Below are 20,683 nucleotides of genomic sequence, written 5' to 3' on the forward strand. Positions count from 1 at the left end.
ACCCAAACAGTCTTTGCTCTGGCCGATCAGGTAATTCATTGTGAGCACTTGCCGCGAGGCGTGATATGTCGTTTAAGGAGGTGATCCAGCCGCAGGTTCCCCTACGGCTACCTTGTTACGACTTCACCCCAGTCATGAACCACACCGTGGTGATCGCCCTCCCGAAGGTTAGGCTAACCACTTCTGGTGCAGTCCACTCCCATGGTGTGACGGGCGGTGTGTACAAGGCCCGGGAACGTATTCACCGTGACATTCTGATTCACGATTACTAGCGATTCCGACTTCACGGAGTCGAGTTGCAGACTCCGATCCGGACTGAGATCAGCTTTCTGGGATTGGCTTGCTCTCGCGAGTTCGCAACCCTTTGTACTGACCATTGTAGCACGTGTGTAGCCCTACCCGTAAGGGCCATGATGACTTGACGTCGTCCCCACCTTCCTCCGGTTTGTCACCGGCAGTCTCCTTAGAGTTCCCGACTTTACTCGCTGGCAAATAAGGACAAGGGTTGCGCTCGTTACGGGACTTAACCCAACATTTCACAACACGAGCTGACGACAGCCATGCAGCACCTGTCTCTGCGTTCCCGAAGGCACCCCTTCGTCTCCGAAGGGTTCGCAGGATGTCAAGGGTAGGTAAGGTTCTTCGCGTTGCATCGAATTAAACCACATGCTCCACCGCTTGTGCGGGCCCCCGTCAATTCATTTGAGTTTTAACCTTGCGGCCGTACTCCCCAGGCGGTCGACTTATCGCGTTAACTGCGCCACAAAGTCCGCGAAGGACCCAACGGCTAGTCGACATCGTTTACGGCGTGGACTACCAGGGTATCTAATCCTGTTTGCTACCCACGCTTTCGCACCTCAGTGTCAGTGTCAGTCCAGAAGGCCGCCTTCGCCACTGGTATTCCTCCCGATCTCTACGCATTTCACCGCTACACCGGGAATTCTACCTTCCTCTCCTGCACTCTAGCCTGACAGTTCCGGATGCCGTTCCCAGGTTGAGCCCGGGGCTTTCACAACCGGCTTATCAAGCCACCTACGCGCGCTTTACGCCCAGTAATTCCGATTAACGCTCGCACCCTCCGTATTACCGCGGCTGCTGGCACGGAGTTAGCCGGTGCTTCTTCTGTGGGTGATGTCCTTCCTCGCGGATATTAGCCGCGAGGCTTTCTTCCCCACTGAAAGTGCTTTACAACCCGAGGGCCTTCTTCACACACGCGGCATGGCTGGATCAGGCTTGCGCCCATTGTCCAATATTCCCCACTGCTGCCTCCCGTAGGAGTTCGGGCCGTGTCTCAGTCCCGATGTGGCTGATCATCCTCTCAGACCAGCTACGGATCGTCGCCTTGGTGAGCCTTTACCTCACCAACTAGCTAATCCGACATAGGCTCATCCGATAGCGCAAGGTCCGAAGAGCCCCTGCTTTCTCCCGTAGGACGTATGCGGTATTAGCCTGGGTTTCCCCAGGTTATCCCCCACTACCGGGCAGATTCCTATGCATTACTCACCCGTCCGCCGCTCGCCACCAGGAAGCAAGCTTCCCGTGCTGCCGCTCGACTTGCATGTGTTAGGCCTGCCGCCAGCGTTCAATCTGAGCCATGATCAAACTCTTCAGTTTAAGATCAGTAGTCCGTTAAGCGGACCAAACTTGGCTCAAGGTTAAAGCTTCTCAAAAGACCCGAAGGTCTCGACGAGTCGCTTGCCTTGATAATGGTGTGACTTCTCACCACCTCATCGACAAGCGCCCACATGAATTACCTGATCGATTGTTAAAGAGCGGCTCCGGGCTCTATAGAGAGTGGAGCGTCTCGCTTGCTGTCGCGGCCGTCGATCCTGTGATCGAGGGGCCTCATCAGCGCCCTGCGAGGAAGGCGTATTCTACTCAAGTGCCGGAGTTTGTCAACTCTCTTCGTGGCCGTCACCGAGGTGACCCTGACCGCAAAGACCCGCCGGAGCGGGCGACCGCAAGACCGCTGCCGGACTTGCTTTCGAGTGGGGCGCATTCTACCGAATTCGCCGTGGGCGTCAAGGGCGATTTTTGCGAAACGAATCGAAAAAATCAAAACGAGGCAACCACTTACCACTCTTCCCACCGCTGATGACGTTGCCCGTCACCGGCAGCGGATGCGTACTTTACGCATTCACCCCGGGCACCGCAAGCCTTGCGTGTAAAAAATTTCAGGCGGTCGGCGCCGGGGCGATACGCAGGGGCTACTAGGGCGAGAGACGAGCGTCGCCAACGCTATCCACAAGCGCTCACCAACGAGTGCCTGTGGAAGGATTCAGGCGGTGTCTCTTGCCTCGTCTCGCCGCTGGCTGGCACGGTCGAGCAGCGAGAGGATCGAGCGATACGGGATACCGCCATGCAGCGACAGGCCGATCTCGCAGGTACGCGAGTTGGAGTAGCCCGCGTCGCACGCTTCCACCTGGGTCGCCAGCCCCTTAAGGGCCGAGGCGTTGAGCTCCGGCGTGACCAGCCCCTTATCGCCGGCAAAGCCGCAGCAAGTGATCTCTGCCGGCACCACCACCTCACGGGCACAGGCCCGCGCCAGGGCCACCATGCGTTCGCCAAGCCCCATATGGGTGCTGGAGCAGGTCACGTGCACCGCTACACGCTCGTCGAGCGGGGTGATGGCAAGCCGCGGTAGCAGGTGGTCGTGGGCGAAGGCCACGGGCTCCTGCAGGCTCAGCCGTTCATCCAGCCGGCTCTGCATGTGCAGCACGCAGGGACTGGTGTCACTGAGGATCGGGTAGCGCCCATTCTGGCTGGCCACCAGCAGTTCACGGTTGAGTTCACGGGCCTTGTGCGTCGCCTCGTCGAACTGCCCCTTGGACTGGAAGGCCATGCCGCAGCAGAGATGCCCGGGCATCTCGGGCAGGATCACCTCGAAGCCCGCCTTGTCGAGCAGTGAAAGGGTGATCTCCATGATCGAGCGATTTTCGCTGTCGCCATGGGTGGCGCCGAAGACCCGAGTGGCGCAGGAAGGAAAGTAGACGACCTTGTCGCGCGCTTCGCCGCCAGCCGTCGTCGTATGCTTCAACACTCGCACCGGCGCCGCTTTGGGTAGCGTCGGCACCCACTGGGGCACCTTGCCACCGCTGGCCCGAGTGAGGGCGCCACTCACGCCGGAGAGCCCCTTCTCGCCGAGCACCGCACGCCCGACGCCGGCCAGGTTGAGCAGGCCCCGCGCCACCCGCGTGGTGCCAGAGAAATGCCGCCCCACACGGCGCGCCGTATCGGCATACGGCGCCAGCCGCTCGCGGCGCATCTCACGGATCAGCTCACCGGTGTTGATTCCCACGGGACACTGGGTAGCACAGAGGCCATCGACGGCACAGGTTTCGTCACCGGCATAGCGGTAGTCGTCGCGCAGCCGCTCGAGCCGCGCGGCCTCTTCGCTGCTCGGGCCAGCGCCCAGCGCTTCGAGCCTGGCCATCTCACGGGCGGCGACGATGCGCTGCCGCGGCGTGAGCGTGAGGTCGCGTGAAGGGCAGACATGTTCGCAGAAGCCGCATTCGATGCACTTGTCGACGATGGGGTCGGCGGCCGGCAGCGGCTTGAGGTTCTCCAGGTGCAGGGTCGGATTGCGGCTGAGAATCACGTCGGGATTGAGCAGATTCTCCGGGTCGAACAGCGCCTTGATCTGCCACATCAGCGCGTAGGCCTCGGGCCCCCACTCCAGTTCCACATAGGGCGCCATGTTGCGCCCGGTGCCATGCTCGGCCTTGAGCGAGCCGCCGTACTCGACGCCGACCAGCTGCGCGACCTCATCCATCAGCGCCCGGTAGCGCTCCACCTCGCCAGGCTTCTCGAAGCCCTGCGGGAAGACGAAGTGCAGGTTGCCCTCCAGCGCGTGGCCGAACAGGATCGCCTCCGGGTAGCCATGGCGGTGGAAGGCCTCGGTCAGCGCCAGCACGCCTTCGTCGAGACGCTCGATAGGGAAGGCGACATCCTCGATGATCACCGTGGTACCGGTATCACGCACCGCGCCGACGGCGGGAAACAGGCCTTTGCGGATCTTCCAGTAGAGTTCGTAGAGCGCCTTGTCACGGGTGAAAATCACCGGCTCCAGGGTGTGGATGCCCTCGAAGATGGCTTGCACGGCGTCGAGCCGCGCCTGGAGCTCCGCTTCGTCGTTGCCGCGCACGTCGATCAGCAGCGCCGCCGCCCCTTCGGGCAGGCGCTTGAGCGCCTCGGGCATGCCCGGCTTGTTCTCCACCGAGCGCAGCGCGGCACGATCCATCAGCTCCACCGCTGAGACCGGCGCCGGCTTAAGCGCGATGGTGGCGCGACAGGTGGTGGCCATATCGGGCAGGAAGACCAGCGCCGCCGCCTTGTGCGGCTCGTCGACGACGGTGTCGTAGGTGATGGTGCTGATGAAGCCGAGCGTGCCCTCGGAGCCGATCATCAGGTGCTTGAGGATCTCGATGCCGTCGTCGAAGTCGACCAGGCTGTTGAGCGCGTAGCCGGTGGTGTTCTTGAGCCGGTACTTGTGGCGGATCTTCTCCGCCAGCGCCGCGTTGGCCCGGGTCTCGGCGGAGAGCCGCTCGAGCCCCTCGACGAGTTCGACATGGCTACGACGAAAGGCTTCGCGGCTGGCCGGATCGGCAGTATCCAGGCGGGTGCCGTCAGCCAGGATGATGCGCATGTCGCGCACCGTGCGATAGCTGTTCTGTGCCGTACCGCAACACATGCCTGAGGCGTTGTTGGCGGCGATACCGCCCACCATGCAGCTGTTGATGGAGGCCGGGTCGGGCCCGATCTTGCGCCCGAACGGGATCAGCAGCTGGTTGGCCCGGGCGCCGATGACGCCGGGCTGCAGGCGGATCGCCCGGCCATTGTCGAGGATTTCGTGGCCGCGCCAGCCCTCGCGCAGCTGGATCAGCACCGAGTCGGTGACCGCCTGCCCCGAGAGCGAGGTGCCGGCAGCGCGGAAGGTGACCGGCAATTGACGCTTGCGGCAGCCGGCCAGCACCGCCATCAGCTCGCCCTCGCTGGCGGGACGCACCACCAGCCGGGGAATGAGGCGGTAGAAGCTGGCATCGGTGCCGTAGGCCAGGGTGCGCAAGGGGTCGTCGATCAGCCGCTCGGCGGGCATGATCGCGAGCAGTTCCTGCTTGAGCGCCTGCCAGGGGTCAACGGCGGGGGCGATGTTGGCGATGGTCATGGGCGCCCCTCGGCATGGCGCAGCAGCACCACCAGCTCGCGCGGTCCGTGGACGCCATAGGCCAGGGTCTGTTCGATGTCGGCGGTCTTGCTCGGCCCGGAGATCAACAGCGCGTTAGTGGGCATATCACCGGCCCAGCCATGGGCCTCAACGACGTCGAAGAAGGTATCCTCGATGGTATCGGCATCGAGCACGGCAATATGGATCGGCGGCACCAGGCTGAGCAGGCGCGGTTCGTCGGGGTCGGCCACAGCCACAGGCTGCCGGTTTCGGCGATGGCGCCGCGGGTCGAGGTCAGGCCGGCGTCGGTGTCGTGGAACTGCTCGTGCCGCCAGCTCTCGATGTCGCGGTCGGCATCGATCAGCACGACCTCGGCCTCGGCCAGGGCCTCACGCGCCTCTGCGGCGACGGGGTGCTGCCGACCCAGCGCCAGGCGCCGAATGCCCTTGGCCGCGAGCAGCTCGGCCAGCGTCGCGGTCCAGCCATCGCGGGAGGTATGAATCACTTCGCCGTGCACCGAGGCGATCAGGCGCTCGAAGCGGGCCAGCCGCTCCTGATGGCTCCAGCCGCGGCCGGTGACCACGGCGAAGTCACTGACGGGCGCCGTCAGCGGGCCGTCGGCACGCTCGCGCAGGCGCTTGAGAATGTTGTCGCGGGCGCTCATGAACGTTTGCCTCCCTTGTCGGCCTGATGGCGCTTGACCAGCTCATGCAGCGAGGCCTTGGCCGGCTTGGGCGCGGTGCGGTGCTCCGTCCAGGGCCCCAGCTTCGACGGCATCAGTGCCTGCAGTTTGCCGGCGATGGCCGTGCTGCTGCGCCAGGCGCCGGGATGCGTGGCCAGCCACTGGAAGCCCTTCCACGCCGCCACCTCTTTCCTGCTGCGCTTGACGCCGGCGCCGGGCACGTTGCCACGCCCTTCGCCCACCGCCTCGCGGCGCAGGCGCACCAGCAGGTCGGGTATCGGAATCTTGACCGGACACACCTCGCCGCAGGCGCCGCACAGGCTCGAGGCGGTGGGCAGGTCCTTGGTCGCCTCCAGGCCCATCATGTGCGGCATCAGGATGCTGCCGATGGGACCGGGATAGGTGGTGCCGTAGGTATGCCCCCCACCCGAGTGTAGACCGGGCAGTGGTTCATGCAGGCGCCGCAGCGGATGCAGCGCAGGGTGTCGAGCAGTTCGTCGTCCTGATAGATATTGGAGCGCCCGCTGTCGACCAGCACCAGATGGACCTCCTGCGGCCCATCGTGCTCGCTCGCCTTGCGCGGCGAGCTGATCATGTTGAAGTAGGTGGTGACGTGCTGGCCGGTAGCCGAACGCGTGAGCAGCGCATAGAGCGGCGGCACGTCGCGCAGGTGCTCGACCACCTTTTCGATGCCGGTCACGGCGATATGTACCGGCGGCACGGCGGTGGTCATACGGCCGTTGCCCTCGTTCTCCACCAGGCACAGGGTGCCGGTCTCGGCCACGGCGAAGTTGACCCCCGAGATACCCACATCGGCCGCCATGAAGCGCTCGCGCAGCTGGGCGCGGGCCGCGGCGGTCATGGTGTCGACGTCGCGGGTGCGCTCGATGCCGGTTTTATCGTGCATGATCTCGGAGATCTCATCGGTATTGAGATGGATCGCCGGCATGATGATGTGGGAAGGCGTCTGCTCGTTGAGCTGCACCAGGTATTCGCCGAGATCCGACTCCAGCGCCTCGATGCCCGCCTCTTCGAGATGGGCATTGAGGTGCATCTCCTCGGAGACCATCGACTTGCCCTTGATCACCGCCTCGGCGCCGTGGCGCTGGCAGATCTCGCGGATGATGCGGCACGCCTCGCCGCCGTCCTCAGCCCAGTGCACCTGGATGCCGTTGGCCTGGCAGTTGGCCTCAAGCTTCTCCAGCAGGTCGGGCAGCTTGGCCAGCGCGCGCAGGCGGATATTGGCGCCGAGCTCGCGCAGGGTTTCAAGATCCCAGTCGCTGAACACGTCGCGGCGCTTGGTCATCAGACCGTCCATGGCGCGGCGGAAGTTGGCGCGGATCTGCGGGTTGCCCAGGGCGTCGTGGGCCTGGCGATGGAAGTCGCGGGGGTGAAGGTCTGCACGTCGGGAGTCGATGCGCTCATGAGGTCCTCCGCCACAGGTAGCTAGCGATGTGCTCGCCCTTGACCGCCTTGCGCTGGTGTTCGAAGCGCCCGCCGATGTTCATCAAGCAGCCGCAGTCGGAAGTGACGAACTGCTTGGCACCGGTGGCCTCGATGGCCTGTGTCTTGTCCTCCACCATGGCAGCCGACACTTCCGGATGGCGTACCGCGAAGGTGCCGCCGAAGCCGCAGCACTCCGCGGCCCGCGCCTGCTCCACCAGCTCCACCTGGCCGAGCCGGGCGAGCAGCGCCGGGCCGGTCTCGGCCAGGCCCATCTCGCGGCGGGCGCTGCACGAGGTATGCATGGCCACCTTTTCCGGCTGACCGCGATCCTCGAGCCGCAGCTGGCAGACATGCAACAGGAACTCGGTGAGCTCATAGATGCGTCCGGCCACCTCGTTGGCCCGGGCCTCCTGCTCGGTGCCGGCAAAGAGCTGAGGGTAATGGGTACGCATCATGCCGCCACAGGAGCCGGAGGGCACCACGATCGGCCAGGCCTCGGGAAACAGGTCGAGCTGTGCCGCTGCCACGGCCTTCGCTTCCTCATGGTAGCCGGACGTATAGGCCGGCTGACCACAGCAGGTCTGCGCCTGGGGATAGAGCACCTCGATCCCCTCACGCTCCAAAAGGCGAATGCCATCCAGGCCGGCTTCCGGATAGAAAAGGTCGACGAGGCAGGTCCCGAAGAAGTAGACCTTCTCCGGCTTGGGTGGGTACAGCTTGACTGGCGTCATGAGGATCCCTCATTGCCGGCCCGCGGCGAGCGTTGGGCGGAGTCACGTCATGTTTGTTGTTACGGAAAATTGGTTTTACCAATTTACCGTGGCGAGTGGGAGAACCTTAGGGATCCCCCTTGCAGTGTCAAACCAGATGCTGAAAAAATAACCACCAAGATTCTTATACTTTGGTCCAACTTTAGCGATCCGGCGCGGTCTGGGCGCGTTGCGCCGGGCTTTGCAATATGCCGCCGGATACTTCAATATTGGTAAGACCAATTCCTAGCCCCTCCAGTGCCGGCCACCCAGGAACGACCGCATGACCTACCAGACCGTTCGCCAGCCCCGCCTGGCCGATGTCATCACCGAGCGCCTCGAAGCGATGATCCTCGAAGGCAGCCTCAAGCCGGGCCAGCGCCTGCCGCCGGAGCGCGAACTGGCGGAACGCTTCGGGGTGTCGCGGCCGTCACTGCGCGAAGCCATCCAGAAGCTGGCCACCCGCGGCCTGCTGACCAGCCGCCAGGGCGGCGGCACCTTCGTCACCAGCGAGCTCAACAGCGGCTACAGCGACCCGCTGCTGGACATGCTGGCGCGGCATCAGGAGTTCCACCTCGACCTGCTCGAGTTCCGCGATGCCATGGAGGGTATCTCGGCCTACTATGCCGCGCTGCGCTCCACTCCGGCCGACCGTGCCATGCTGATCAAGCGCTTCGAGGAGCTGGAGGCCTGCTTCGCCGGGCGCAACCCCGAGCTTGAGGCCAAGGCCGACGCCGCCTTCCACCTGGCCATTGCCGAGGCCGCGCACAACGTGCTGCTGCTGCACACCATCCGTGGCATCTTCCACCTGCTGGAGAAGAGCATCGTCGACAACCTCGCCCACCTGTTTGAAAAGCCACAGTCGCGCCCCACGCTGATGAAGCAGCACCGCGCCCTGCTCGACGCCATTCTCGAAGGGCGCGCCGAGGACGCCCGCGCTCGGGCCCACGAACACCTGGTGTTCGTCGAGGAGGGGCTGCTAGAGATGGAGCGCGCCGAGACCCGCGCCCAGCGCGCCCTGCGGCGCGCCCAGGCGCTGCCGGAAGTGCCCTCCTGAGGCGCCCCAACTTGAACCTGCCGCGAATCCCAAGGCGCCCAGGCCGCCCCTTTCCGCCCGCCACTGGCTGTTACTGCTACTGCCGCTGGGGCTGGCCATGGTCATGTGGCAGGCCGCCCAAGTGGCGCGCGAACAGGCGCTGCAGAACCTGGTGCGCGAGGCCGAGAACGAGCTGCGCCTCTCGGCGGCCGGCCTGGAAAGCCATCTGACCCGCCATGATTACCTGCCCCAGCTGCTGGCGTCGCGCGAGATGGTCAAGCGCTTCCTGACCAACCGCGGCCACCAGGACCCGATGCCGCTCAACGTATTGCTCGACCAGTTCCGCGCCATCGCCAACGTCTCCGACGTCTACCTGCTCGACCGCTACGGCACCACGCTTGCCGCCAGCAACTGGCATCTGGACAACACCTTCATCGGACACAACTACGCCTTTCGCAGCTACTACCAGGACGCCATCGCCGGCGGGCGCGGGCGCTTCTTCGGGCTTGGCACCCAGTCGCTCGAGCGCGGGTACTACTTTTCGGCCCCGGTTTGGCTCGACACCACGACCCCAGACGCTCGTCCCGAAGGCGTCATGGTGATCAAGGTGCTGCTCGATGCCGTGGAGGCAAGCTGGGCCGAGCAGGACGCCGTGCTGATGGTGGCCGACCAGGACAACATCATCTTCATGGCCAGCCACCCCGCGCTGCGCATGACTGCCCTCTACCCGCTCTCGGAGCAAGAGCACCAGGCGCTGCTGGCCACTCGCCGCTACGCCGACGAGCCGCTCTCGCCGTCCGGGCTCGAGGTATTCGAGCGCCGTGAAGACGGCAGCCGCCTGGTGCGCTTCACCCAGGGCCCGCTAGGCGAAGGCAGCCACCTGGGGCTGGCACGTCACATGGAAGCCTTCGGCTGGAACATGCACATCCTCAAGCCGCTGGATGCCGTGCTGAAGGCGCAGTGGTTTGCCGCACTGCTGGCTGGCGGGCTCTACGGCGTGGTCATCCTCGCCGGCGGCGTGGGCTGGCAGCGCCTGCGCCTGCGCCGCGAGCGCGAGCTGTTCGCCGAACGCGAGCGCCAGACCCTGGCCCACGCCCGCGACGAACTGGAGCGCAACGTCCAACTGCGCACGCGCGACCTGACCGAGACCAACCGGCGCCTTTCCGGCGAGATCGAGGAGCGACGCCGGGCCGAGGAGAGCCTGCGCCAGACCCAGGACGAGCTGATCCAGGCGGCCAAGCTCGCCGTGCTCGGCCAGCTCGCCGCCGGCATCAACCATGAGCTCAACCAGCCCTTGGCCGCCATCCGCGCCTATGCCGAAAACGCCAGGCTATTCCTCGAGCGCCAGCGCGCCGAGGCCGCCGACGCCAACCTGGCGCAGATCGTCGAGCTGACCGAGCGCATGGCCGAGATCAGCGCCCAGCTGCGCCAGTTCTCGCGCAAGAGCGGCAGCACGCTAACAGCGGTGTCGGTCCAGGCCTGCTTCGATTACGCCCTGCGGCTCTATCAGGCGCGGCTGCGCAGCGACGACGTGCGCGTGGAGCGTCACTGGCGCGAGGAGGCGGTGTGGGTACATGCCGACCTGGTGCGCCTCGAGCAGGTGCTGGTCAACCTGATCGGCAACGCCCTGCAGGCCATGGCGGAGACACCCGAGCCGCGGCTGATCCTGGCGATCGAGACGCCCCCGGGCAGGTGCGCATCAGCGTGACGGATACCGGGCCCGGCATTCCCGAGGCCCAGCTGTCGCGGATCTTCGAGCCGTTCTACACCACCAAGTCGCCCGGCAGCGGGCTGGGGCTGGGGCTGTCCATCTCGTCGCGCATCGTCAGCGACCTGGGGGGCGCATCGAGGCCACCAACCCACCTGGCGGCGGCGCCTGCTTTACCCTTACCCTACCGCGTGACGAACGCAGTGACGCCCCCTGCCCTGCGCCAACCGAGGAGCAGCGTTCCCATGCATGACCCGGCGGCCATCCCGGTGCTGATCGTCGACGACGAAGCCCACCTGCGTATCACCGCAGGCCAGACGCTCGAACTCGCCGGCTACCAGCCCGAACCCCACGCCAGCGCGGCCAGCGCGCTCGCCGCGCTGGCGCCCGACTTTCCCGGCGTGATCGTCAGCGACATCCGCATGCCGGGCATGGACGGCATGGCGCTGCTGCGCGAGGTGCGCCTACGCGACCCCGACCTGCCGGTCATCCTGATCACCGGCCACGGCGATATCTCCACCGCCGTGGAAGCCATGCGCGAGGGCGCCTGGGACTTCCTCGAGAAACCCTTCGCCGGCGAGCGGCTGGTCGAGATGGTCCGCCGCGGCGTGGACAAGCGCCGCCTGAGCCTGGAGAACCGCCAGCTCAAGGCCGAGCTCGAGGCCCAGCAGGCCGCGCCCGGGCCACGCCTGGTGGGGCGCACCCCGGCCATCCAGCGGCTTGCTTCCATGGTGCAGCGCATTGCCCAGGTGGAAACCGACGTGCTGCTGTTCGGCGAGACCGGCACCGGCAAGGACCTGGTGGCCCGCGCCATCCACGAGCGCAGCCCGCGCGGCGGCCATGCCTTCGTCGCCATCAACTGCGGCGCGGTGCCGGAAAGCATCATCGAGTCGGAGCTGTTCGGTCACGAGAAGGGCGCCTTCACCGGCGCCGTAGAGCGGCGTATCGGCAAGTTCGAATACGCCAACGGCGGCACCGTGTTCCTCGACGAGATCGAATCGATGCCGCTGGCGCTGCAGGTCAAGCTGCTGCGCGTGCTGCAGGAGCGCTGCGTCGAGCGGCTGGGCGCCAACGAGGCCGTGCCGCTGGACATCCGCGTCATCGCCGCCACCAAGGTCGACCTGCGCCTCGCCGCCGAACAGGGCGAGTTCCGCGAGGACCTTTACTACCGTCTCAACGTGGTGACCCTGCCGATCCCGCCGCTGCGCGAACGCCGCGAGGACATCCCACTGCTGTTCCAGCACTTCGCCGTGGTCGCCGCCAACCGCAGCGGGCTTGAGGCGCCGCCGCTGGACAGCGGCGGCATCTCGGCGCTGATGGCCCACGACTGGCCGGGCAACGTGCGCGAGCTGCGCAACCTCGCCGAGCGCTACGTGCTGCTGGGCTCGGCGTTCGACTATCGCATCGACGCCCTGCTCGAAGGGGTGGAGAGCGGCGGCAGTGAACTGGCCCTACCGCAGCAGGTCGAGCTGTTCGAGAAGAGCGTGATCAGCCAGTCGCTGGCCAGCCACCGGGGCCGCATCACCGAGGTGTGCGAGCACCTCGGCCTGCCACGCAAGACCCTCTATGACAAACTGAAGAAGTACGGGCTCAGGGCCGAGGACTACCGCCACAAGGTGGCGCCCTGAGCGAGCAGCCCAAGCAGCGGCGACCAGGGCGGTAGCCATGGCAGCAGCGCCGCCGCGGTCATCAGCATGGCCACCGAGTTGCCCGGAGCCTTGAAGTCGAACGGCTTGATGGCGGTGCCGAAGGAGCGCTTGATGCGCGCCCCGGTGAGGTCGACGCTGTAGAGTTCATCGAGCAGCAGGTGAATCACGAAACCGCTGCTCAGCGCCACCCCATGCGCCCAGGCCAGCCAGGCTGGCTGGTCGAAGAAGCGGTAGCTCAGCGCCGTGGTGGCCAGGCCGCACAGCCCCGCGGCCAGCAGCGAATGCCAGATGCCGCGGTGCACGGTGAAACGGCTGAACACCCCGCCCGCCAGGTAGCGCACGGCCAGATAGAGCCCGCCGCAGACCAGCAGGAGCGGCCCCGGCGGCAGCCTCGCCTGCAGCAGCAGCGCGCCGGCTACCACCGCTGGCACCGCCAATAGGTTGAAGATGAGGCGTATCGCCTTGGAGCGGTCCGCGTCGATGTCGGGCAGGATGCCGCCGAAGGCCACCAGGCCCAGCACCACGCCGCCCTGCCAGAGATCCCACAGCCCCGCCTGCCAGCCCCCATGCGCCAGTACGGCCCCGCCGGCCGCGGCCACGCCAAGGTGGGTGCGAAAGTTGGCCATGCAGGGCAAGCCTCCATGCTGGATAAATACCCAGATTATCGCTTGCGCCCGCATGAAAAAACAATGAGTTGGCGTAATCAACGCAAAAGAAACGCCAGCGAGGCGTGCACCCAGCCCTGCGCCGCCAGGTACTCGTCCTTGAGCTTGACGTAGTTGCCGGCGGTGTAAGGGAAGAACCGCCGCTCGCTCTCCTTCAGCGGGCGCAGCGCCCGGGCCGGGTTGCCGGCATAGACATGGCCGCTTTCAAGGCGCTTGCCCGGCGTCACCACGGCGCCAGCAGCGATGATCACCTCGTCCTCGACCACGGCGCCATCCATGACGATGGCGCCCATGCCGACCAGAATACGGCTGCCCAGCGTGCAGCCGTGCAGGATCGCCTTGTGGCCGATGGTGACGTCGTCGCCGATGGTGAGCGGAAAGCCGTCCGGGTTGAAGTCGCTGGCGTGGGTGATGTGCAGCACGCTGCCATCCTGGACGCTGGTACGCTCCCCGATGCGGATGCGGTGCATGTCACCGCGGATCACCGCCATGGGCCACACCGAGCAGTCGTCGCCCAGCACCACATCGCCCAGCACCACGCTTGCCGGGTCCACGTAGACGCGCTTGCCCAGGCTCGGGGACACCCCTTCCAGGCACGCACCGCTTCATTTGCCATTGCCTCTCCTCATGCCGACCCGTGGTCGGCGCCTTCCGATCACAGCAAGCCGGCGATCAGCACCACGAACGCCAGCGGGATGGACACCCAGCGTACCACGCCCTGCCACAGGCGAAAGCCGGCCTCGCCCACGCCGAGGGCGGCCCGCGCCTCCTCCCGGCGCATCACCCAGGCGGCGAAGATCGCGATCAACAGCCCGCCCACCGGCAGGAAGATCTCGGTGGGAATGGTGGTCACCAGGTCGAAGACATTCATGCCGAACAGCGGGCGCCACTCGGCCAGGGTCGAGAACGAGAGCACCGACAGCAGCCCCACCAGCCAGACCGCCACGCCCACCGCGGCGGCGGCCGGCCCGCGCCGCATGCCGGCCCCTGCAGCGTGGCCACCATAGGTTCGGCCAGGTTGATCGACGAGGTCCAAGTGGCCAGCAGCAGTAGCAGGAAGAATACGCTGAGCCACAGCGCCCCCCACGGCAGCTCGGCAAAGGCGATCGGCAGGGTGACGAACATCAGGCCCGGCCCCTCGCCCGGGTCCATGCCCTGGGCGAACACCACCGAGAAGATGGCGATACCGGCCAGCAGCGCCACGGCGACATCCAGCACCGCCACGGCCCCGGCGGCGCGCGGCAGGCTCTGCTGCTCCGGCATGTAGGCGCCATAGGCCATCAGCGCACAGGCACCCACCGCCAGGGTGAAGAAGGCGTGGCCCATGGCGTGCATCACCACCAGCGGGGTGATCGCCGCGAGGTCCGGACGGAACAGCCAGGCCAGCGCGGGGCGAAGCCCTCCGTGGTCGCCGCGTAGCCGGCCAGCAGCAGCAGCAGCACATAGAGCAGCGGCATCAGCAGGTTGTTGAGCCGCTCCAGCCCCTTGGCCACGCCCGCGGCCACCACCAGCATAGTCATGGCCAGGAACAGGGTGTGGTTGAAGGTCATGCGGGCGGGGTCGCCGAGAAAGGCCTCGAAGCCCGCCCCCACCTCGGCCGGCGTCGCGCCGACGAAGCCTCCGTTGATCGAGGTGACGAGAAACTCGATGGACCAGCCCGACACCACCGAGTAGAAGGAGAGGATGCAGAACACGGTGAAGGCCCCGAACAGGCCCAGCCAGCGCCAGTGTGCGCTGGCGCCAGCAGCTGTTGCCAGGTGGCCCAGCGACAGCATGGGGCTGCGCCGACCGGCCCGGCCAATGAGGATCTCGGCCATCATCACCGGCAGGCCCAGCAGCAGCACGAAGGCAATGTAGAGCAGCAGGAAGGCCGCCCCCCGTTTTCCCCGGTGATATAAGGAAAGCGCCAGATGTTGCCCAGCCCCACGGCCGCCCCGGTCACCGCCAGAATGAAGGCCCGCCGGCTGCCCCAGCGTTCCAGTGTTGCGTTCATGCCTTGCCCTCTCGTTCCGGAAGGTCGCAAGCCTAGCAGCCCAGCTCGCCACCACCAAACCCGGCAGGATTGAAACCCGGCCCGGGCGGCCGCATCTAACGTTTGATATCGCCCCGACGACGCAACCTGAGGTGCCCATGGCCCATAATCCGCTGCTCGAACCCCACGACCTGCCGCCGTTTCCCGAGATTCAGCCGGAGCACGTCGTCCCCGCCATCGAGAAGCTGCTCGCCGACAATCGCACCGCCATCGATGCGCTGGTGGCACGCGCCGAGCACGAAGCGCCGACCTGGCAGAGCCTGGCCGCCCCGCTGGAAGCGCTCAACGATCGCCTCTCGCGCGCCTGGTCGCCGGTCTCGCACCTCAACGGCACCATGAACACCCCGGCGCTGCGCGACGCCTATCAGGCCTGCCTCGGCAAGCTCTCCGACTACAGCACCTGGCTTGGCCAGCACGAAGGGCTGTTTCGCGCCTGGCAGGCGTTGAAGGAGGGCCCGGCCTGGGCCGAGCTAGACGACGCCCAGCGGCGCAGCGTCGACAACACCCTGCGCGACTTCCGCCTGGCCGGCGTCGACCTGCCCGCCGAGCAGAAGCGCCGCTACGGCGAGATCAAGGCGCGCCTGTCGGAGCTCGGCAATACCTTTTCGAACCAATTGCTCGATGCCACCCAGGCCTGGCACAAGGACATCGACAGCGCCGAGGCGCTGGCTGGGCTGCCGCAGAGCGCGCTCGACACGCTGGCCGCCAACGCCGAGGCCAAGGGCGCGACGGGCTACCGCATCACCCTCGACTTCCCCAGCTTCTCCCCGGTGCTGACCTTCGCCGACGACCGCGAGCTGCGCCGCGAGGTGTACACGGCCTTCGTTACCCGCGCCTCGGACCAGGGCCCCAACGCCGGCGAGTACGACAACGCCCCGATCATCGAGGAGACGCTGCGCCTGCGCCGCGAGCTGGCCGAGCTGCTGGGGTTCACCACCTACGCCGAGCTCTCGTTCGCCACCAAGATGGCCGAGTCACCCGAGCAGGTGCTGGCGTTTCTGGAAGACCTCGCGCGCCGCGCCGTTCCCCAGGCCCACGCCGAATACGCCGAGCTCGAGCGCTATGCCCGCGACACCCTGGGCCTGGTCAGCCTGAACCCGTGGGACATCGGCTACGTCAGCGAGAAGCTGCGCGAGGCGCGTCACGCCATCTCCCAGGAGCAGCTGCGCCCCTACTTCCCCGCGCCCCGGGTGGTCGACGGCCTGTTCCAGGTGGTCGAACGGCTCTACGGCGTCAGCGTCGAGGAGGACAGCGAGGCGCCGCGCTACCATCCCGAGGTGCGCTACTTCCGCGTGCTGGAGCACGGCGCGCCGATCGCCGGCTTCTACCTTGATCTCTATGCCCGCGAGGGCAAGCGCGGCGGTGCCTGGATGGACGAATGCCGGGTGCGCCGCCACCACGAGGATGGCCGGCTGCAGCTGCCGGTGGCCTACCTGACCTGCAACTTCACCCGCCCGGTCGGCGCGCGGCCGGCGCTGCTGACCCACGACGAAGTGACCACACTGTTCCACGAGTTCGGCCACGGGCTGCACCACATGCTGACCCGGCAGACGGTAGCCGACGTTTCCGGCATCAACGGTGTGGCGTGGGACGCCGTGGAGCTGCCCAGCCAATTCATGGAGAACTACTGCTGGGAGCGCGACGGGCTCGCCCTGATCGCCGGCCACGTGGACACCGGCGAACCGCTGCCGGACGAACTGCTCGAACGCCTGCAGGCGGCGAAGAACTTCCAGTCGGCGATGGGCCTGGTGCGCCAGCTCGAGTTTTCGCTGTTCGACCTGCGCCTGCACCACGAGCTGGCCGCCCCCACGGCCGCCGACGTACAGGCCCTGCTCGACCAGGTGCGCGACGCCGTCTCGGTAGTACCGAGAGCCGACTTCAACCGCTTCCAGAACGGCTTCAGCCATATCTTCGCCGGCGGCTACGCGGCGGGCTACTACAGCTACAAGTGGGCCGAGGTGCTCTCCGCCGACGCCTGGAGCGCCTTCGAGGAGGCCGGGATCTTCGACCCCGAAACCGGGCGACGCTTCCGCCGCGAGATCCTCGAGCCGGGCGGTGCCCGCGACGCCGCAGAGCTGTTTCGCGCCTTCCGCGGCCGCGAGCCCAGCGTCGAACCGCTGCTGCGCCACAGCGGCATTCGCGCCGCCTGACAGCGGCGCCGCGCCGCGGTATCGTAGCCCTTCAGCGCCGCCGGAGCTCTCCGGCGGCCCTTGTCTATTGGAGGCATCATGGCCGTTCTGAAACGCTTCATCGCCGGTGCCGTCTGCCCCCGCTGTGCCGAAATGGACCGCATCCGCGCCTGGGAGCAGCATGGCGTGCGCTATCGCGACTGCGTCAACTGCGACTTCTTCGAGCAGTCGGCGATCGAGGAGGAGGCCGCCGCGGAGCTGACCACCCGCGTCAACCAAGAGCGCGAGGAGCAGCAGCGCAACACCATCCAGACCGTGAGGATCCTCGACCCACGAGACCGCTGAACGTGGCGGAACGGGCCGCTTCCTCGGCGCAGCAAACCCTCGGCAGACGCCGCCTGGAACTGCTTGGCCTGGGCGCCGCAGCGGCCCTGCTGCTGTCGCGCCCCGACCTGGCCACCCTGGCGGCCGGCCTGGGCCTGTTCCTTGGGGCATGGCCCTGCTGGAGGAGAGCATCAAGCGTCTCTCCGGCGGCACCCTGGACCGCTGGCTCCACGGCGCCACCCGCCATCCTGCTCGGGCCATCGGCGTCGGCGCCCTGGCCACCGCCCTGGTCCAGTCGAGCTCGCTCATCACCCTGCTGGCGATGTCCTTCGTCAGCGCCGGGTTGGTCACCCTGCCCGGCGCCATTGCGCTGCTGTTCGGCGCCAACCTGGGCACCACCACCGGCGCCTGGCTGATCGCCTCGTTCGGACTGCGCTTCGACCTGGCCCAGTACGCCATGCCACTGCTCGCCCTTGGCCTGCTCGGCCGCTATCGCCTGAGCGGCGCGCTGGCCGGCGTGGCTGGGCTGCTGCTGGGCATCGGCCTGCTCTTTCTCGGCATCGACTTCATGAAGCTGGGCTTCGAGGCCTGGCGCGACGGCATCCGCCTGGACGGGCTGTCCGGTGAACGGCTCTGGCACTGGCCGCTGCTGGTGCTGATCGGCGTGGTTGCCACCGTGGTGATGCAGTCGAGCCACGCCACGCTGCTGCTCACCCTGACCGCTCTGGCCACGGGGCAGCTGCCCTACCTGCCGGCGTTGGCCATCGCCATCGGCGCCAATATCGGCACCACCGTCACCGCCGTGCTCGGCGCCCTGTCGGCCGGGGCTGCCGCCCGCCGCCTGGCCGGCGCCCACGTGGTGTTCAACCTGGCCACCGCCGCCGTGGCCTTGCTGCTGCTGGTGCCGCTGGCCTGGCTGGTCGATGCCCTCGCCGCGCGGGTCGGCCTGGCCGAAACCGCCTGGCCGCTCAAGCTGGCACTGTTCCACACCCTGTTCAACCTGCTCGGCATCGTGCTGATGCTGCCCTGGATCGGGCACCTGGCCCGGTGGCTCGAACGCCGCTTTCCCGACCCCGTCCGGCTACCGCTCACCCAGGCGCGCTACCTCGACAGCGCAGCGCTCAATCACGCCGATACGGCGGTCGGCGCCATGGAGCAGGAGTGCCGGCGCCTCGACCGGCGCGCCTACCACCTGCTGTGCACGGCCATCCTGCTGCCCAGCGCCGACGTCATCGGCCACCCGCCACAGCGACAGGCGGTGGACGCCGCGATCGAGCCCGCCGCCTGGCCGGCCGTCAACGCGCGCTATCACGAGCGCATCAAGCCGCTGCTGGGGGAAATCCTGGCTTTCCAGGCCCGCATCGACGTACCGCTGACCGAGGTACAGCAGGCGCAGCTGGAGGCACTGCAGGGTCAGACATTGCGCATGGTGGAAGCCGTGCGCTTCGGTGAAGTGCTGCAGCGCAGCCTGCTGCGCCATGCCGCCCGCCTCAGCCCGCTGCGCGAGGCCCACGACGACCTGCGCATGGCCCTGGCGGTCGGCCTCAATCGCCTGGCCGAGGGGGCTCCTCGAATGATATCGCGGCCCCGCTGGACGAGGTGCGTCGCCACTGGCAGCACGAGATGGCGCAGCGGCTTCGCGAACATCGCCTCGACCCCTGGCTCGCCTCGTCGCTGATGAACGACCTGCATCAGGCCAGCCGGCTCATGGCGGCGCTCGCTGACAGCCCACCCTCAGCCTAAGCGTGCGGAAACCCGCACACCTTTTCGGGCCCACCATGCGAACTTCCATCCAGCACGCCCCCAAAGCCTTCCGACTTTGGTCGAAAAAGATATTTCCAACTTATTGTTAATAAATGGATACCCCGGAATTGGCGCCAACCTTGCTCAAAGGAAGGCGTAACGCCAGCATCTCTCTTGGGCGCGCCTCTCCGGTGCGTCCACATAACGACAAGGCAACCGGAGTACTTCCATGCGTATTACCGCCTCCAAACTGTTCGCCACCTCCGTTCTCGGTGCGGCCCTGGTCGCCGGCGGCGCCCAGGCGCAAGACCGCAGCGACTGGCCGCGCAGCCTGACCGTGGGCACCGCCAGCCAGGGCGGCACCTACTACATCTACGGCTCCGGCTGGGCCAACATGGTGGGCGACGCCATCGGCGTCCCGTTCGGCGCCGAAGTGACCGGCGGCCCGGTGCAGAACGCCACGCTCGTGCAGATGGGTGAGCATGATTTCGGCATGGTGACCATGGGCCCGGCCTACGAGGCGTGGACCGGTCGCAGCGAGCTGGCGCCGGGCATCGAGCATACCGACCTGCGCGCGGTGTTCCCGATGTACCAGACCACGCTGCAGATCATTGCCATGGCCGGCTCCGGCATCAACTCCGTCTCCGACCTGGACGGCAAGACCGTCGGCGTCGGCCCGGCGGGGGCACCTCGGACATGTACTATCCGCAGCTGTTCGAGAAGCTCGGCCTCGACGTGCGCTCGCGCAACGGCGGTGCCGCCGACCAGGCGGGCCAGCTGCAGGACGGCTTGATCGACGCCTTCGCCTTCGCCGCCGGCGTGCCGATTTCCGCCTTCAACCAGCTCGAGGCACAGGCCAACGTCAACATCTTCTCTTTCACCGAGGAAGAGATGGCGCAGTTCCTGGGCGACTTCCCTGAACTCTCGCCGGCCAGCATCCCGGCCTCCGTCTACAGCAGCCTGGACGAGGACCTGACCGCCGTCTCGATCTGGAACTTCGCCATCACGCACAAGGACATGCCGGAGTCACTGGTCTATGAAGTGACCAAGACCGTGATGGAGAACAATGATCGCATGGTGCAGATCCACGGTGCCGCCAGCGAGACGGTGGCCGAGAACTTCGAGTTCAACACCTTCCTGCCCTGGCATCCGGGCGCCGTACGCTGGTTCGAAGAGAACGGCTACGACATCCCGGAAGATCTGCGCGGCTGATCAGCCCGCCACCGACGCCGGCCATGGGCCGGCGTCACCGCCTTGCGCCACTGCAGGCCACCGTAACCCTCAAGGCAACCCGGCATGACCCACGAAACCCAACCTGAAAACGCCGCCTCGAAGATCGGTACCGAAGGCGTCGCT

12 protein-coding genes, 1 rRNA gene and 3 pseudogenes are annotated in these 20,683 nt (G+C 66.8%); 7 read left to right on the top strand and 9 right to left on the bottom strand.

What is annotated here, in order from left to right; translation table 11 throughout:
- Positions 1-73 precede the first annotated feature (73 nt).
- The 6 genes and pseudogenes from ACUDAL_RS14415 to ACUDAL_RS14440 all read right to left on the bottom strand — a co-directional run bounded on the left by ACUDAL_RS14415 (position 74) and on the right by ACUDAL_RS14440 (position 8,023).
- Positions 74-1,614, bottom strand: a 16S ribosomal RNA gene (locus tag ACUDAL_RS14415).
- A 664-nt stretch (positions 1,615-2,278) separates the two neighbouring features.
- Positions 2,279-5,164, bottom strand: coding sequence for an FAD-binding and (Fe-S)-binding domain-containing protein (locus ACUDAL_RS14420; RefSeq protein WP_444678598.1), 2,886 nt, complete (start codon positions 5,162-5,164; stop codon positions 2,279-2,281).
- Positions 5,161-5,828 (bottom strand): annotated as a pseudogene (locus ACUDAL_RS14425) (LutC/YkgG family protein). The gene ACUDAL_RS14420 and the pseudogene ACUDAL_RS14425 overlap by 4 nt, the downstream one beginning before the upstream one ends.
- The gene (locus ACUDAL_RS14430) at positions 5,825-6,220 is read right to left on the bottom strand and encodes a lactate utilisation protein LutB domain-containing protein (RefSeq protein ID WP_444678599.1); all 396 of its coding nucleotides are present in this window, start codon (positions 6,218-6,220) and stop codon (positions 5,825-5,827) included. Before ACUDAL_RS14430 ends, ACUDAL_RS14425 begins: the two are co-directional and overlap by 4 nt.
- On the bottom strand, positions 6,220-7,152 hold the full coding sequence (locus ACUDAL_RS14435; protein WP_444678600.1) for an LUD domain-containing protein: 933 nt from the start codon (positions 7,150-7,152) through the stop codon (positions 6,220-6,222). Before ACUDAL_RS14435 ends, ACUDAL_RS14430 begins: the two co-directional genes overlap by 1 nt.
- A gap of 115 nt (positions 7,153-7,267) precedes the next feature.
- Complete coding sequence (locus ACUDAL_RS14440; protein WP_444678601.1) at positions 7,268-8,023, bottom strand: (Fe-S)-binding protein; 756 nt, start codon at positions 8,021-8,023, stop codon at positions 7,268-7,270.
- Between the two features lie 301 nt (positions 8,024-8,324).
- Between ACUDAL_RS14440 and ACUDAL_RS14445 the strand changes: the two genes are divergently transcribed.
- From ACUDAL_RS14445 to ACUDAL_RS14455, 3 genes are all read left to right on the top strand, one after another.
- Positions 8,325-9,098, top strand: coding sequence for a GntR family transcriptional regulator (locus ACUDAL_RS14445; RefSeq protein ID WP_444678602.1), 774 nt, complete (start codon positions 8,325-8,327; stop codon positions 9,096-9,098).
- Between the two features lie 97 nt (positions 9,099-9,195).
- Complete coding sequence (locus ACUDAL_RS14450; protein WP_444678603.1) at positions 9,196-10,785, top strand: sensor histidine kinase; 1,590 nt, start codon at positions 9,196-9,198, stop codon at positions 10,783-10,785.
- Entirely contained in the window at positions 10,782-12,413 is a 1,632-nt protein-coding gene (locus ACUDAL_RS14455; RefSeq protein ID WP_444678604.1) for a sigma 54-interacting transcriptional regulator, read from the top strand. The genes ACUDAL_RS14450 and ACUDAL_RS14455 overlap by 4 nt, the downstream gene beginning before the upstream one ends.
- On the opposite strand, the gene ACUDAL_RS14460 is transcribed toward ACUDAL_RS14455, so the two are convergent.
- The 3 genes and pseudogenes from ACUDAL_RS14460 to ACUDAL_RS14470 all read right to left on the bottom strand — a co-directional run bounded on the left by ACUDAL_RS14460 (position 12,389) and on the right by ACUDAL_RS14470 (position 15,092).
- Entirely contained in the window at positions 12,389-13,060 is a 672-nt protein-coding gene (locus tag ACUDAL_RS14460) for a metal-dependent hydrolase (protein ID WP_444678605.1), read from the bottom strand. The genes ACUDAL_RS14455 and ACUDAL_RS14460 overlap by 25 nt on opposite strands.
- Before the next feature lie 77 nt (positions 13,061-13,137).
- On the bottom strand, positions 13,138-13,692 hold the full coding sequence (locus tag ACUDAL_RS14465; RefSeq protein ID WP_444679395.1) for a gamma carbonic anhydrase family protein: 555 nt from the start codon (positions 13,690-13,692) through the stop codon (positions 13,138-13,140).
- Between the two features lie 62 nt (positions 13,693-13,754).
- A pseudogene (locus ACUDAL_RS14470) lies at positions 13,755-15,092 on the bottom strand (sodium-dependent transporter).
- A 137-nt stretch (positions 15,093-15,229) separates the two neighbouring features.
- Here ACUDAL_RS14470 and prlC point away from each other — a divergent pair.
- The 4 genes and pseudogenes from prlC to ACUDAL_RS14490 all read left to right on the top strand — a co-directional run bounded on the left by prlC (position 15,230) and on the right by ACUDAL_RS14490 (position 20,539).
- A complete protein-coding gene (gene prlC, locus ACUDAL_RS14475) occupies positions 15,230-17,281 on the top strand; it encodes an oligopeptidase A (RefSeq protein WP_444678606.1) in 2,052 nt (683 codons plus the stop codon).
- A gap of 78 nt (positions 17,282-17,359) precedes the next feature.
- Positions 17,360-17,605, top strand: a complete 246-nt coding sequence (locus tag ACUDAL_RS14480; protein ID WP_444678607.1) for a YheV family putative zinc ribbon protein — start codon at positions 17,360-17,362, stop codon at positions 17,603-17,605.
- A gap of 148 nt (positions 17,606-17,753) precedes the next feature.
- Positions 17,754-19,262: a Na/Pi cotransporter family protein gene (locus tag ACUDAL_RS14485; RefSeq protein WP_444678608.1), complete on the top strand. Its 1,509-nt coding sequence runs from the start codon at positions 17,754-17,756 to the stop codon at positions 19,260-19,262.
- A 294-nt stretch (positions 19,263-19,556) separates the two neighbouring features.
- Positions 19,557-20,539: pseudogene (locus ACUDAL_RS14490) on the top strand (TAXI family TRAP transporter solute-binding subunit).
- The last annotated feature ends 144 nt before the right edge of the window (positions 20,540-20,683 follow it).

The organism is Halomonas sp. E19 (assembly GCF_052439355.1).
Classification (GTDB): Bacteria; Pseudomonadota; Gammaproteobacteria; order Pseudomonadales; family Halomonadaceae; genus Halomonas.